This is a genomic window from Pseudomonadota bacterium, from assembly GCA_039818985.1.
GTDB lineage: Bacteria > Pseudomonadota > Alphaproteobacteria > Sphingomonadales > Sphingomonadaceae > Alterisphingorhabdus.
In genome coordinates, this window is the sequence record JBCBSU010000001.1 from 800,771 (window position 1) to 814,009 (window position 13,239).

Sequence of the window (13,239 nt, forward strand, 5' to 3'; positions counted from 1 at the left end):
CTATTCCTCCAGCACCCAGGTGTCTTTGGTGCCGCCGCCCTGGCTCGAATTGACCACCAACGAACCCTTTGTCATCGCCACCCGGGTCAGCCCGCCCGGGGTGATGCTGATTCCCTGGGGGGACACCAGCACAAAGGGACGCAAGTCGACATGACGCGGTGCCAGCCCGGCATTGGTGAAGATCGGCACGGTGGAGAGCGACAGCGTTGGCTGGGCGATATAATTGGCGGGATATTTCTTCAGCTTGGTACGGAAACGTGCAATTTCGCGCTTGCTGGCGGCCGGCCCCACCAGCATGCCATAGCCGCCCGACCCATGCACTTCCTTGACCACCAGCTGGTCGAGATTGTCGAGTACATGCGCCAGCTGGTCCGGTTCGCTGCAGCGCCAGGTCGGGACATTCTGCAACAGCGGTTTCTCGCCGGTGTAGAATTCGACGATCTGCGGCATGTAGGAGTAGAGCGCCTTGTCATCGGCAATACCGGTGCCCGGTGCGTTGGCGATGGTGATGCCGCCGGCGCGATAGACATCGAGTATGCCGGGGACCCCGAGCAGCGATTCCGGCTTGAAATTCATCGGATCGAGATAATCATCATCGATACGCCGGTAGAGTATGTCGATCGGCTGATAGCCTTGGGTGGTGCGCATGGCGATGCGGCCATCGCGTACGCTCAAATCATGGCCCTCGACCAGTTCCGCACCCATCTGATCGGCGAGAAAACTGTGCTCGAAATAGGCGCTGTTGTGAATGCCGGGGGTCAGAACCGCGACCACTGGCTTGCCGTTACAGGCCGCAGGCGCGCAAGCGGCGAGCGAACGGCGCAGGTCACGCGGATAATTGCCGACCTCTTGAACCGGAACCTGAGAAAAAAGCTCGGGGAACATCTGGATCATCGTCTCGCGATTTTCCAGCATATAGGACACGCCCGAAGGCGTGCGGGCATTGTCCTCGAGGACATAGAATGCATCATCGCCAGTGCGGACGATATCGGTGCCGATAATATGGGTATAGATGCCGCCGGGTGGATCGACGCCGATCATCTGCGGCAGAAAAGCCTCATTCTGGGCGATCAGCTCGACCGGGATGCGTCCGGCACGCAATATCTCCTGACGGTGATAGATGTCGTAGAGAAACGCGTTGATGGCGCGTACCCGCTGTTCGATGCCGCGCGACAGCTTGCGCCATTCGCGCGCGGTCAGGATGCGCGGTACGATATCGAACGGGATCAGCCGCTCATCGGCCTCTTCCTCGCCATAGACGTTGAAGGTGATCCCGGTCTTGCGGAAAAAGGCCTCCGCCTCGCGCGATTTGCGTTTCAGCCGGTCGGCTTCCTCATTTTCGAACCATTGTTGATAGTCAGCATAGGGAGCGCGCAGCGTGTCGTCCGATCCGAACATTTCGTCATACACGTCTGCTTCCCCCACACTTTAGCCGCCGGTGTTGAAGGTCATCATTAAATCAGGCGGATTACATCCTGTAAAGGCAGGAATTGCTGCGGTGCAATATGTTGCGCCACGCCGCAATAATGCTGCGACGCCTGTTGAAATTTCTGCTGCTGATCCGGCTTACGCATCGTTCGGGCCATGGTTGCATGGAATTTCGTTATTGCTCACCCTGCGCTTTAGGCCGTGCAAATATCTTTGACAGTTTCGGCCTTTGCGGGGCAGGGAGAGCGCCATGACCGATTCATTTCCTTTCCAGACGGTGCCGATGCTGGTCTTTGGCTGCGGTGCCACGGACCAGCTTGGTGGCCATCTTGCCTCGACCGGGCTGAGCCGTCCCGCCATCATCACCGACAAAGGCCTGGTCGCCACCGGCACTGTTGAACAATTGTGCGAAGTGCTGCGGACTGCCGGGTGCGAACCGGCGGTGTTCGACAGCATAGTTGCCGACCCACCCGAAGATGTGGTGCTCGCCATGGCCGACAGGGTGCGTGATTTCGGTGCCGATGCGGTGATCGGTCTTGGCGGCGGCAGCCCGATGGACAGCGCCAAGGTGATTGCGGTGCTTGCCGGGCCTGAACCGCAGGAACTCTCCACCATGTATGGTGTCGGCAATGTCACTTCGTCGCGGCTGCCGCTGTTCATGGTTCCGACCACGGCGGGCACCGGTTCGGAAGTGACACCAATCGCCATTCTCACCACAGGCGAGACCAGCAAGGCCGGGATCGTTTCACCGCGCCTTTATGCCGATGCGGCGTTTCTCGATCCTGAACTGACCCGCGGCTTGCCACCGGCGATCACCGCTGCGACCGGCATTGACGCAATGGTGCACGCGATCGAGGCCTATACCGGTCGACTGAAGAAAAACCCGATGTCCGACATGCTGGCAAGGGAAGCGCTGCGGCTGCTCACCTGCAATCTGGTACAGGCCTGTCAGAATGGTGATGACATGGTGGCGCGCGAGGCGATGCTGCGCGGATCGATGCTGGCAGGTCAGGCCTTCGCCAATTCACCCGTCGGAGCGGTGCACGCACTGGCCTATCCTTTAGGCGGTATCTTCCATGTTCCGCATGGCCTTTCCAATGCGCTGGTGATGCCGCATGTGCTGCGCTTCAATCTCGAGGTTGCAGCGCCGCTTTATGCTGAGCTTGCACTGGCACTTGGTCTGGCGGCACCTGTAGGGATCGCGGCGCAGGCGGAGAGCTTTATCGGCTATCTGGAAGCGCTATCGCGCGATTCCGGAGCACCACAGCGGCTGCGTGATATCGATATTCCGGTAGCCGCGCTCGACCGGCTCGCCGACGACGCGATGCTGCAGGAGCGGCTGCTCGTCAACAATCCGCGTGAAATGACACGCGACGCGGCGCGGGAGATCTACGATGCCGCCTGGTGAAGCTGGCGAACGGCAAGCGCGCCCGCAGCCGCCAAAGCGCAGCGATTATGCCGAATTTGTCACAATTACCTCACGCTGGTCGGACAATGACATTTACGGCCATATCAACAATGCGGTGGCCTATTTCTATTTCGATACCGCGGTGAACCAGCTGCTGATCAGCCATGACGTGCTCGATATCCATGCCGGCGAGACCATCGGGCTGGTGGTGGAAACGCACTGTTCCTATCACAAGCCCATGGCTTTTCCTGACCGGATATTCGCCGGAGTGCGGGTCGAGCATATCGGTACCAGCGCGGTGCGCTATGGCGTGGCGCTGTTCACTAATGATGATCCGCAGGCATCGGCGCATGGTGCGTTCACCCATGTCTATGTCGACCGTGAAAACCGTCGGCCGGTGCCTATAGATCATGCGTTGCGACGGGTGCTTGAGAGGCTCGGGACAGCGGGAGAAGGCGGATGACCGATATGGTGCTGATCGATAACGAGGATGGTGTACTGAAGCTGACCCTCAACCGCACCGATGCACTCAACGCCTTTCGCCCCGAAATGCTCGAAGCGATGCGCGACGCGATTGCGCAGGCGGGGTCCGATGTGCGTGTGGCGGTGATTGCCGGAGCAGGCAGGGCATTTTCCGCCGGCGTCGATCTCAAGGTGCTTCAGGGCATCGAGCCGGAGGCGGGCAAGATTGGTGATGTCTTCGATCGGCCGAGCGCCGAATTCGGCGCCGCAGTGCGCGCAGCACCCTTTCCGGTAATCGCCAGGGTACATGGCTTTTGCTTTACCGGGGCGCTGGAGATTGCGCTGCATTGCGACATGATCTTCACCACCAAAGTCACCAAATTCGGCGATACCCATGCGAAATTCGGCATCCGCCCGACTTGGGGGATGACGCAGAACCTGCCTCGGGCCATCGGGGTACGGCGCGCCCGCGAACTGTCCTTCACCGCGCGGACGCTGTCGGGCGAGGAGGCCGCCGCTATCGGTCTCACCAATGAAGCTGCCGCCGATGAAGCGGCGCTTGATACACTGGTACAAGAACGCTGCACCCAGATCATCGCCAATTCCCCCGCTACTATTGCGGCGCTGAAAGATCTCTATCAGCTGGCCGAAGCGGGGCAGGGGATAGAGCAGGCATTGGCCGGTGAATTGGCACGCGAATATCCTGAAATTGACGACAGCAGCGAGCGTTTGTCGCGCTTTTGAGCCTGTTGCCAAATGGTGACATCAGGCGCGGAATATCGCGCCTTTTATCGTAATATGATCGCCTTTCATCGGAAAGCGATAAATTGGCCTTGATATAGTATAACATTAAAAATAGACGCCACACCCACTGTAAAAATATCCGTATTGAAGGGGTCAGACCATGCGTCGCACACATTCTCTCTTTGTTACTGCGCTGTTGGCGTCCAGTGCGCTTGCCACACCGGCATTTGCCGAGGAACAGCCAGCCGCTCCGGAAGCTGCTGAAGATCAGCCCGGCAGTGACCGTTCCAGGAACATTGACGAGGATGATATCCATACCCTGCCCGACATCATTGTCTCCGCAGGCTATCTTGACGACCTCAACATTCTCGCCGGTACATCGGTTATCGAAGGCGATGATCTGACCCAGGAACTCGAGCCGCAAATCGGTGAGATACTGACCAAGCTGCCGGGTGTTTCGGCAACCAGCTTTACCCCGGGTGCTTCTCGTCCGGTGCTGCGCGGTTTTCAGGGACCGCGCATCCTCGTGCTCAACGATGGTGTCGGTCTTGTCGACGTTTCGACGACCTCGGCCGACCACGCCGTGACGGTGGAGCCGCTGCTGCTCGAGCGCATCGAAGTACTGCGCGGCCCGGCAGTCCTGCTCTACGGCGGTAATGCCATTGGCGGTGCGGTGAACAGCTTCGACAAGCGTATCCCGCGCGCTGTGCCCGATGATCTGCACGTCGATATTCTGGGCAGCTATGGTACCGCCGCCAATGAGCGCAGCATTGGTGCAACGCTCGACCTTCCGATCACCGACAATCTCGTGCTCCATGTCGATGGTAACTATCGCAACACTGACGACCTGGAAGTGGGCGGTTTTGTGCTGTCGCCGGAACTGCGTGCAGAACAGCTCGAAGTGGCGGCCGAAGAAACCGAGGAAGGCAATCTCGACGAAGCCGCCGAAGCGCTGGAACTGGCCGAACTGCGCAACCGCATCCCCAATACCGCCACCGAGACCTACAGCTTCGGCAGCGGTCTGAGCTGGTTTGGCGATGGCGGTATGCTCGGCATGTCGGTCAGCTATTTCGACAGCCTTTATGGTGTGCCCGAGCGTCCGGGCGCCGAACACGCCCATGAAGAAGGCGAAGAAGAGGAAGGTGAGGAAGAGGAAGAAGAAGGCCCCGTCACCATCGGCCTGGAGCAGGTCAAGGTGGACTTTGTCGGCGAGGTCTATCTGTCGGGCTTTTTCGAGAAACTGCGCCTGCGTACCTCCTATGCCAATTTCGAGCAGATCGAATTTGAAGGTGATGAAGTCGGTACCGTGTTCAGCAATGAGGGTATCGAGGCGCGTGCCGAGCTGATCCAGCGCGAGCGCAATGGATGGCGTGGCGCGAGCGGTATCCAGTACAGCTTCCGCGACTTCTCCGCCATTGGCGCGGAAGCCTTTGTTCCGCCTAACCTGACGTCGCAATTTGGTATCTTCACGGTGCAGGAAATCAGTACCGGCGACTGGGATATTGAGGGTGCGCTGCGTTATGACCGCGTAGACAGCGATTCAAGTGTTCTGGGTATCGAGCGCAACTTCAACAGCGTTTCGGGCGCCATCGGCGCCGGTTACAACTTTGCCGAGGGCGTAAAGGCTGGCGTCAACCTGTCGCGTGCCGAACGCGCGCCCGGACCGGAAGAATTGTTCTCCAACGGCCCGCACATCGCGACCCAGGCATTTGAAATCGGCAACCCGAATTTCGATACCGAGAGCAGCATTGGCGGTGAGATCTACCTGCGGGTTGACCAGCCCAACTGGCAGTTCGCCATTACCGCCTATTATAATGATTTCGACAATTTCATCATCGACATACCGACCGGTGCGGAAGAAGATGGCCTGCCGGTGTTCCAGTTCATCCAGAACGACGCCGAATTTTACGGCTTTGAAGCTCAGGGTTCGGCTATATTTGCCCGCTCTGGCGGCTTCGAGTTCGTGGTCGACGGCGTTGCCGACTATACCCGGGCCTCGCTTGACGGTCTGGGGCCGGTGCCGCGCATCCCGCCGCTGCGGCTGCTCGGTGGCCTGGAAGCCCAGAGCGATACGCTCAACGGTCGTGTCGAGGTCGAATGGTTTGATGACCAGAACCGCAACGCCACCTTCGAAACCGAGACCGACGGCTTCACCCTGGTCAACGCCCAGGTTGCATGGAAGCCGCTGGGCGCCGACGGCGCTGTGACACTGCTGGCATCGGCCAACAATATTTTCGATGTTGTCGGTCGTCGTGCAGCAAGTTTCACCAAAGATTTCGCACCGCTGGCCGGTCGTGATTTCCGGGTTTCGGCGAAGGTCAGCTTCTAAGGCCACTGGCAAAGGGGGTGTTGTCATGAATTATGATGACGCCCCCTTTGCAGTCCAACGCTACAGAGAAATGCAAAAGGCTCTCCCGGGAGCCGATGCGCTCTATCAACTCTGCCGCGCCCAGCTGGAAACCTATTTGCCTTTAGCCGCGAAAGTCCTTGTTGTCGGCGCAGGCGGCGGGCGTGAGATCGAGAATCTAGGTGCGAGCGAGAGCAATTACGCCATAACCGGTGTCGATCCATCGGAGCAGATGCTCGAAATTGCGCGTTATTATGCCAGTATTTGCCAACAGCGTGCGCGTATAGAGCTGGTCACGGGAACGGTAGCGGATTTGCCGCTTACAGATACCCGCTTTGATGCCGCTACATCACTTCTGGTGATGCATTTTCTCCAAGATGATGACGGTGCTGATGGCAAGCGCGCCTATTGTGATGCCATCAGAGAACGGCTTAAACCCGGTGCAGTCCTGCTGCATGCTGATGTCAGCTTTGATAATGCCGAGGATTTCCAAACGATTGTGCCCGTTTTTCGACGCTATGGTGCACTTGCTGGACTAGCTGAAGAAGAAGTTGAGGCAGGTCCAGGAATCATACAGGCCATGCCGATAATCTCATCACACCGGACAGCCGCGCTGTTGCAGGCCGCCGGTTTCGGCGCACCGCAGCTGTTCTTTCAATCTCTGTGGTATCGTGCCTGGATGACGAAAGCGATATGATGGCGCCGCAGAACAGCGCTTGCGCTTCCTGATTTCGCTAACCGTTATTGCTTAAACGGGATCGAAAGAAAGTCCGGCACCGGCCCGTTCCAGCCGCCATCATCCTGATCTGCGTCACTGTCATGCTGTTGCGCGGAGTCATCGCCTGTCTTGCCCTTGCGCTGCTTGCGCGATTTCTTCTCCGGCTTCGGCCTGGATGGGGCTTCGTCTGACGGCGGTTTGCCTTTGGATTTTGGCTTGTCCCGGTCCTGCCCCTTGCCTTTGGGGGCATCCCCGGGCGCGCGCATCGCGTTTTTCAGTGGGTTGGGGATTTCCTCGATCTGCTGGCCGGTAAGGCCTTCGATATTGGCGATATTCTCGTTGTCTTCGTCGGTGAAGAAAGTGAACGCCTTGCCGGTTGCCCCGGCGCGTCCGGTACGGCCGATGCGGTGAACATAGTCGTCCGGGTGCCAGGGTGCGTCAAAGTTGAACACATGGCTGACACCCTTGATGTCGAGGCCGCGCGCAGCGACATCGGAGGCGACCAGGATGTTGATGGTATCGGCCTTGAACCGGTCCAGTTCGGCAAGACGATTGGACTGATCCATATCCCCATGGATCTCGCCTGAATCGAAACCATGCCGTTTCAGACTCTTGTTGAGCTCGCGTACCGTGGTCTTGCGGTTGCAGAAGATGATCGCTGTGCGCATGTCATCGGCGTCGAGCAAATGCCGCAGCAGAGCACGCTTGCCGCGCTGCGTCACCGGAATCTTGGCCTGGGCGATTGAGGTATTGGCAGTCGCCGGGCGTGCCACCTCGATATTCTTGGGATTGTTGAGGAACTTGTCCGCCAGCTTCTTGATCGGTGGCGGCATGGTCGCAGAGAACAGCATGGTCTGCCGCGTTGCCGGCAATTTGGTGCAGATATGCTCGATATCGGGAATGAAACCCATATCGAGCATCCGGTCAGCCTCGTCGATAACCAGCAGATCGCAACCGGTGAGCAGGATATTGCCGCGCTCGAACAGATCCATCAACCGACCCGGCGTCGCGATCAGCACATCAACGCCCTTTTCCAGTGCCTTGACCTGATCACCCATCGACACGCCGCCGATCAGCAATACCTTGGAAAGGTTGTGATATTTGCCGTATTTCTCGAAATTCTCGGCGACTTGCGCTGCCAGTTCGCGTGTCGGCTCTAGGATCAGCGAGCGCGGCATGCGCGCGCGGGCACGGCCCTGCGCCAATATATCGATCATCGGCAGAACAAAGGACGCGGTCTTGCCGGTACCGGTCTGGGCGATGCCGATGAGATCCTTCATCATCAACACCGAGGGAATGGCCTGTGCCTGGATCGGCGTCGGCTCGCTATAGCCGGCGTCATCCACGGCTTTGAGCAACTCTGGAGAAAGGCCGAGATCGGCGAAGTTCATAGTCTATCCGGAAAAATGGGCCGAAAAAATGGGTATCGGGCGCGGCAAGTTGCTGCGCATGCGAACACAGTTGCGGGCTTTGCGGATTAAATGCGCAAAAGTCAATTGTTACGCAGCAGACAGCAGTGGCAGGGCGGGCATATCGACTGCCCCGTCAGTCGTCTTTCGGTACCAGCTGGCGGATACGCGTCAGCTCGCATTTGCTGCCTGATCGTGCCTGCAGCACATCGCGGTCGACACACAGCCGTCCATCATTGCTCTGTTCGAGATAGAATCCTGAATAAAAATCGCGGGCGCGGCATGCCTTTTCCAGCTGGGCGCGGATGATGCGCCGATCGCGCAGATAGAGCAGCATCTGATCGTCGCGGCCGATCTGCACCCCGGCAATGCTGTTCATCGGCAGGCATTTGCCGATCTTGCGTTCCTGCCAGTCCTGACTGACCTGCCCGGCGCGCAGGTCTGCAGCGGGCAGGCGTCGGCGGCTGGTGCGCGGAATGCGGATAATCACCCGCTGCTCGATCCGCACCTGCATCGCGCGCTGGTTATTCTTCCATTCGGCAATCCATTCGAGCCACTGCTGCCGCCCGGTGTCGGTTTCTGGCTGTTCGGTCGGCACCATTTCGGCTGCGGGGACGAGTGGTGTTTCCGCGTCCGCCGGCGCAGTCTCGTCTGTTGCCGCTCCGAGTCCGAAAAAAAGCAGCAAAGCTGCCGAAAAAGCCATTTGATGCTCTACCCATCCACTATCGGCTTGCTTTACTATCGCCATTTGAACATGTGATTAACCCGTGACTCAGATTGTTGGGTCACTGTTGCATCGCTGCAACGCTTGCCCGGAATGAGACAATGAACCAGCATGAATCCATCGTGACAGACAGGGTAGGGGGCTTTCTCGACGCGCTGCGCGCCAGCGATCTTGCGCCGCATATTACCACCGATCGTGAAGCGATGGCGCCCTGGCTTACCGATTGGCGCGGGCGGTTTCATGGGTGCGCTGCGGCGATGCTGGCGCCACGCTCGACCGAAGAGGCTGCCTGGCTGGTGACCAAGGCGGCGGAACACCGCGTGGCGCTGGTACCGCAGGGCGGCAATAGCGGCATGGTTGGTGGCGCCACCCCCGATGCCGACGGCGCTGCAGTGCTGCTGTCGATGCGGCGGATGAATCGCATTCGCATCGACCTGCCCGACGAACGCGCGGTGATTGCCGAAGCTGGGGTGATCCTGCAGACATTGCATGAGCATGTTGCGGACATGGACCTGCGCTTCCCGCTGACCCTCGGCGGCAAGGGGTCAGCCACGGTGGGTGGACTGGTGTCGACCAATGCTGGCGGTACGCAAGTGCTGCGCCACGGCACCATGCGGGCGCTGGTCGCCGGGATTGAGGCAGTGCTCCCCAATGGCAGTATCCATCAGGGCCTGGAGGCACTGAAAAAGGATAATCGCGGTTATGATCTCAACCATTTGCTGGTCGGGGCCGAGGGTACGCTGGGCGTTGTCACCGCCGCGCGCTTGCGGCTGAGTCCGGCGATAATCGACCGCACTGTCGCCTGGGCCGGTGTCGACAGCCCCGAGGCGGCGCGGGCATTGCTGCTGTTTCTGGAGCGCGAAGCAGGGGCCTATATGGAAGGCTTCGAGATCATGCCGCAGCATTGTATCGACAATGTAGTACGGCATATCCCCGACACCCGTGCCCCCCTCGCAGTTGCGCATCGCTGGCACTGCCTGATCGAGATTGTGCGCGATGATGACGCGGACATGGCCTCGGCCGACCGTGCCGAAACAGTGATGGCTGCGGCGATGCAGTCAGGGCTGATCGACGATGCCGTGCTTTCCGCCAGCGAGGCACAGGCCGAGGCGTTCTGGAAGATCCGCGACTCCATTGCCGAAGCAGAACGCGCCGCCGGCCCGGCAGTACAGCATGACATCAGCGTGCCCGTCGCCGATATGGCCAGCTTCATCAGCAGTATCAGTCCCGAGGTTGAAAAGCGCTTCCCCGGCACCCGCGCCGTTGCCTTTGGCCATATGGGCGATGGCAATGTCCATTTTCACGTGCTCGCCCCGTCCGGCAGCGATGCCGAGAGCTGGCATGCCGGTCCGGCGCATGACATCAGCCATTGGGTCTATGATCAGGTGCAGCAATGGCGCGGCTCGATCTCGGCCGAACATGGCATTGGTCAGCTCAAGCGCGACGAGCTGGCGCGCCTTGGCGACCCGGCCCGGCTTTATGCGCTGGCGGCGATCAAAAACGCGCTCGATCCGCACAATATAATGAACCCGGGCAAACTCATTCCCCTTGCGTCTTCTGGCGACAACTCTTAAGGCCCAAGCCATATTTCATCGCATTTTCGGAGAATGATAATGGCTAGCCAGCCACAGCCCTCAAATCTGCCGCTTTTCTTCAAGGAACTTGTTCCGCTCAGCAGTAAAGACCACGCCAAATGGAAGGTGCGTGGCATAGACAATGCCGAGTTTCTGAAAAACGCCCATGCCATCCCGCTGACGGTTGAAGAATTTCCGCAGGCGCAGCGCCATTATCCGATCATCTTCACGGTTGGTGAAAACCCGGTTCCACTGGCGCTGATGGGTCTCAATGAGGGTGTCAACGTTTACATGGGCGAAGATGGCAGGATGAAGAACCCGGTCTATGTGCCGGCCTATATCCGCCGCTATCCATTCCTCCTTGCCAAGCTTAAGCCCGATTCGCAGGAGCTGTCATTGTGCTTTGATCCGTCGAGCGGTGCAGTTGGGGAATTTGACGATGGTGACGCGCTGTTCGATGATGACGGCAACACCACCGAAACCACGAAAAACATCCTCAAATTCTGTGAAAGCTTTGAGGAAGCCGGTGCCCGCACCGGTGCTTTCATGACCGAGCTGAAAAAATATGACCTGCTCATGGACGGCGAAGTTTCGATCCAGCAGACAGGCAATGACAAGCCGTTCATCTATCGCGGCTTCCAGATGGTCAGCGAGGAAAAGCTGCGCGAGCTGCGTGGGGATGAGCTGCGCAAGATCAACCAGAACGGTATGCTGCCGCTGATCCATGCGCATCTGTTTTCGCTGCAGGTAATGCGTGAAGTTTTCGCCCAGCAGGTTGCCGAAGGCAAGGTGCCGCAGGTGACAAACGCACCGACCGCAGGCGACGCCCAGCTCAACTAATCTAAGCTGCACAGCAAAAAGGCGCTACCGCTTGCGGTAGCGCCTTTTTGCTGACTGCTCCCTCTCGCTGGCTGCGCAGGACTAGCTGACCGCGTCGAGTGCCGCTCTGGCGATGGCGCGGGTGACCCACCAGAAACCGGTAATCACGGGGTCGTTGAACATGGGTTGCAAAGCGGTATTGAATGCGGTGCGGTCATTGGCCATGGCGGCGCGCAGCATCTGTGCGACCACCGCCTCATCGACAGTGAGTTGCTGATAGCAGGGCGGGGCGATCATGAACGGCCCCTCCCAATGATCTCCAAGGCGACGCACCAGTCGGTTCATTTGAATTGCGGTCTCCAGCGACCCGGTGCGCATCTGCAGCATCCTGACACCGTCAAGATCACGCTTTCCCGCCATGATGGCAAAGCGAAAGGCCAGCAGCAGCCGCCGTTCGAGCGGCGACAGGCCATCGAGCATTATATTGCCGACATAATAGTCCGCGCTGGCTGGGTCAGGCTGTGCAATGCTTTTTGCAGTCACCGCGTCGCTGTCGGTGTTGTCATTGATCTGCCTGTCCATGATGCTGTCTCCTGTCCCGTGGTGAGGATCAAGAGATGGCATAACTGATAATGATTATCAATAGAAAAACTACTCGGCGGCCTCGACCCACTCCACTCCGCCGGCATAGTCCGCTGCGGCCCGGGACAGCGCCGCGATCAGTCTGCGCACAGATTCGATGGCGCGACCGGGTACGCCCTCTCGATCGAGATACAGCGCCCGGTCCACCTCAACCTGTACCGCATAGACTGCGGCATCGCAGTGGCTGTGGCGGTCGAGAATATAGCCGCCGGCATAGGGCCGGTTGCGGTCGGCACGAAAGCCGTGATCGCGCGCCAGCTGTTCCAGCCGGCTGACCAATGCATCGGGGGCGCTGGATCCATAGCGATCGCCAAAAAGGATCTGTGCCGGTGAATCGGGTCGCCCGGCTTCGGCGGGCAGGCTGGGCATTGAATGCACGTCGAGCAGAATTGCACAACCAAACATCGCCCGCCTTTGTTCCAGCCGCTCGGTCACTGCCTCATGATAGGGGGCATGGACCGCAGATATACGATGGGTGATGTCGGCCATGGTCCAGCCATTGCGCCAGATATCGCCATAATCGTTGAGTCGTGTCGGCACCAGGCCGAGGCCGACACTGGCGCGCCGCTGGCTGCCATAGGGATTGTTCGGTGCTTTTCGCCGCGTCCCTTTGACCCGGTCGATGGCGGCGCTGGCGGCGATGCCACTGATCGCGCGCCGATCGAGGTCATCGGGGTGGCGATTGAGGTCGATCCATGCGCGCGGTGCCATGGCCACCAGTGCCTCCTCGCCCTGCTCCAGCGCTTCGCTGATCAGCAGGTCGGCATAGCGATCCTCGAGCTTCTGTAACGCCTGAGCAGGGATGCGCAGATTGTCGAGCAGCGCGTCGGGATAGCGCCGTCCGGCATGCGGCACCGAAAGCAGTACCGGTGAGCGCTCGGCCGCAAAACCGGCGTCGGTCGAGCGCCAATAGCTGTTTTGTCCGGAAAAGCTGTATCTTTGCAGGGCCATTGATAGCGACATG

At 59.3% G+C, this 13,239-nt stretch carries 13 protein-coding genes; 8 read left to right on the forward strand and 5 right to left on the reverse strand.

Annotated elements, in window-relative coordinates; translation table 11 throughout:
- Positions 1–1,398, reverse strand: coding sequence for a circularly permuted type 2 ATP-grasp protein (locus AAFX04_03720; protein MEO1044528.1), 1,398 nt, complete (start codon positions 1,396–1,398; stop codon positions 1–3).
- A 43-nt stretch (positions 1,399–1,441) separates the two neighbouring features.
- Between AAFX04_03720 and AAFX04_03725 the strand changes: the two genes are divergently transcribed.
- The 6 genes from AAFX04_03725 (at position 1,442) to AAFX04_03750 (ending at position 7,086) form a co-directional block, all read left to right on the forward strand.
- Entirely contained in the window at positions 1,442–1,645 is a 204-nt protein-coding gene (locus AAFX04_03725; protein MEO1044529.1) for a hypothetical protein, read from the forward strand.
- A gap of 33 nt (positions 1,646–1,678) precedes the next feature.
- Positions 1,679–2,836 carry an iron-containing alcohol dehydrogenase gene (locus tag AAFX04_03730; protein ID MEO1044530.1) on the forward strand — a complete coding sequence of 386 codons (1,158 nt, stop codon included), beginning with the start codon at positions 1,679–1,681 and terminating at the stop codon, positions 2,834–2,836.
- Complete coding sequence (locus AAFX04_03735; protein MEO1044531.1) at positions 2,823–3,299, forward strand: thioesterase family protein; 477 nt, start codon at positions 2,823–2,825, stop codon at positions 3,297–3,299. The genes AAFX04_03730 and AAFX04_03735 overlap by 14 nt, the downstream gene beginning before the upstream one ends.
- Complete coding sequence (locus AAFX04_03740) at positions 3,296–4,042, forward strand: enoyl-CoA hydratase/isomerase family protein (GenBank protein MEO1044532.1); 747 nt, start codon at positions 3,296–3,298, stop codon at positions 4,040–4,042. Before AAFX04_03735 ends, AAFX04_03740 begins: the two co-directional genes overlap by 4 nt.
- A 160-nt stretch (positions 4,043–4,202) precedes the next feature.
- The gene (locus tag AAFX04_03745) at positions 4,203–6,371 is read left to right on the forward strand and encodes a TonB-dependent receptor (GenBank protein ID MEO1044533.1); all 2,169 of its coding nucleotides are present in this window, start codon (positions 4,203–4,205) and stop codon (positions 6,369–6,371) included.
- Between the two features lie 25 nt (positions 6,372–6,396).
- Positions 6,397–7,086, forward strand: a complete 690-nt coding sequence (locus tag AAFX04_03750) for a class I SAM-dependent methyltransferase (GenBank protein MEO1044534.1) — start codon at positions 6,397–6,399, stop codon at positions 7,084–7,086.
- Between the two features lie 44 nt (positions 7,087–7,130).
- Here the strand turns inward: AAFX04_03750 and AAFX04_03755 are convergent, their stop codons facing one another.
- Together AAFX04_03755 and AAFX04_03760 are read right to left on the reverse strand one after the other, a co-directional pair.
- Positions 7,131–8,498 carry a DEAD/DEAH box helicase gene (locus AAFX04_03755; protein ID MEO1044535.1) on the reverse strand — a complete coding sequence of 456 codons (1,368 nt, stop codon included), beginning with the start codon at positions 8,496–8,498 and terminating at the stop codon, positions 7,131–7,133.
- A 154-nt stretch (positions 8,499–8,652) separates the two neighbouring features.
- Positions 8,653–9,219 (reverse strand): hypothetical protein, encoded by a 567-nt coding sequence (locus tag AAFX04_03760; protein ID MEO1044536.1) that lies wholly within the window; start codon positions 9,217–9,219, stop codon positions 8,653–8,655.
- A 122-nt stretch (positions 9,220–9,341) separates the two neighbouring features.
- Here AAFX04_03760 and AAFX04_03765 point away from each other — a divergent pair, with 122 nt between their 5' ends.
- The gene (locus AAFX04_03765; GenBank protein ID MEO1044537.1) at positions 9,342–10,814 is read left to right on the forward strand and encodes an FAD-binding oxidoreductase; all 1,473 of its coding nucleotides are present in this window, start codon (positions 9,342–9,344) and stop codon (positions 10,812–10,814) included.
- Between the two features lie 39 nt (positions 10,815–10,853).
- Positions 10,854–11,654, forward strand: a complete 801-nt coding sequence (locus tag AAFX04_03770) for a SapC family protein (protein MEO1044538.1) — start codon at positions 10,854–10,856, stop codon at positions 11,652–11,654.
- 81 nt (positions 11,655–11,735) lie between these two features.
- Here AAFX04_03770 and AAFX04_03775 read toward each other — a convergent pair whose 3' ends face one another.
- The gene (locus AAFX04_03775; protein MEO1044539.1) at positions 11,736–12,215 is read right to left on the reverse strand and encodes a hypothetical protein; all 480 of its coding nucleotides are present in this window, start codon (positions 12,213–12,215) and stop codon (positions 11,736–11,738) included.
- 69 nt (positions 12,216–12,284) lie between these two features.
- Positions 12,285–13,226 (reverse strand): N-formylglutamate amidohydrolase, encoded by a 942-nt coding sequence (locus tag AAFX04_03780; protein ID MEO1044540.1) that lies wholly within the window; start codon positions 13,224–13,226, stop codon positions 12,285–12,287.
- Positions 13,227–13,239: the final 13 nt, after the last annotated feature.

Excerpts from the sequence above, each read along its gene's own strand:
- AAFX04_03740 (MEO1044532.1), top strand. The coding sequence starts at position 3,296 with ATGACCGATATGGTGCTGATCGATAACGAGGATGGTGTACTGAAGCTG.
- AAFX04_03770 (MEO1044538.1), top strand. The coding sequence starts at position 10,854 with ATGGCTAGCCAGCCACAGCCCTCAAATCTGCCGCTTTTCTTCAAGGAA.
- AAFX04_03730 (MEO1044530.1), top strand. The coding sequence starts at position 1,679 with ATGACCGATTCATTTCCTTTCCAGACGGTGCCGATGCTGGTCTTTGGC.
- AAFX04_03765 (MEO1044537.1), top strand. The coding sequence starts at position 9,342 with ATGAACCAGCATGAATCCATCGTGACAGACAGGGTAGGGGGCTTTCTC.
- AAFX04_03780 (MEO1044540.1), bottom strand. The coding sequence starts at position 13,226 with ATGGCCCTGCAAAGATACAGCTTTTCCGGACAAAACAGCTATTGGCGC.
- AAFX04_03760 (MEO1044536.1), bottom strand. The coding sequence starts at position 9,219 with ATGGCTTTTTCGGCAGCTTTGCTGCTTTTTTTCGGACTCGGAGCGGCA.
- AAFX04_03745 (MEO1044533.1), top strand. The coding sequence starts at position 4,203 with ATGCGTCGCACACATTCTCTCTTTGTTACTGCGCTGTTGGCGTCCAGT.
- AAFX04_03750 (MEO1044534.1), top strand. The coding sequence starts at position 6,397 with ATGAATTATGATGACGCCCCCTTTGCAGTCCAACGCTACAGAGAAATG.
- AAFX04_03720 (MEO1044528.1), bottom strand. The coding sequence starts at position 1,398 with ATGTTCGGATCGGACGACACGCTGCGCGCTCCCTATGCTGACTATCAA.
- AAFX04_03755 (MEO1044535.1), bottom strand. The coding sequence starts at position 8,498 with ATGAACTTCGCCGATCTCGGCCTTTCTCCAGAGTTGCTCAAAGCCGTG.
- AAFX04_03735 (MEO1044531.1), top strand. The coding sequence starts at position 2,823 with ATGCCGCCTGGTGAAGCTGGCGAACGGCAAGCGCGCCCGCAGCCGCCA.
- AAFX04_03775 (MEO1044539.1), bottom strand. The coding sequence starts at position 12,215 with ATGGACAGGCAGATCAATGACAACACCGACAGCGACGCGGTGACTGCA.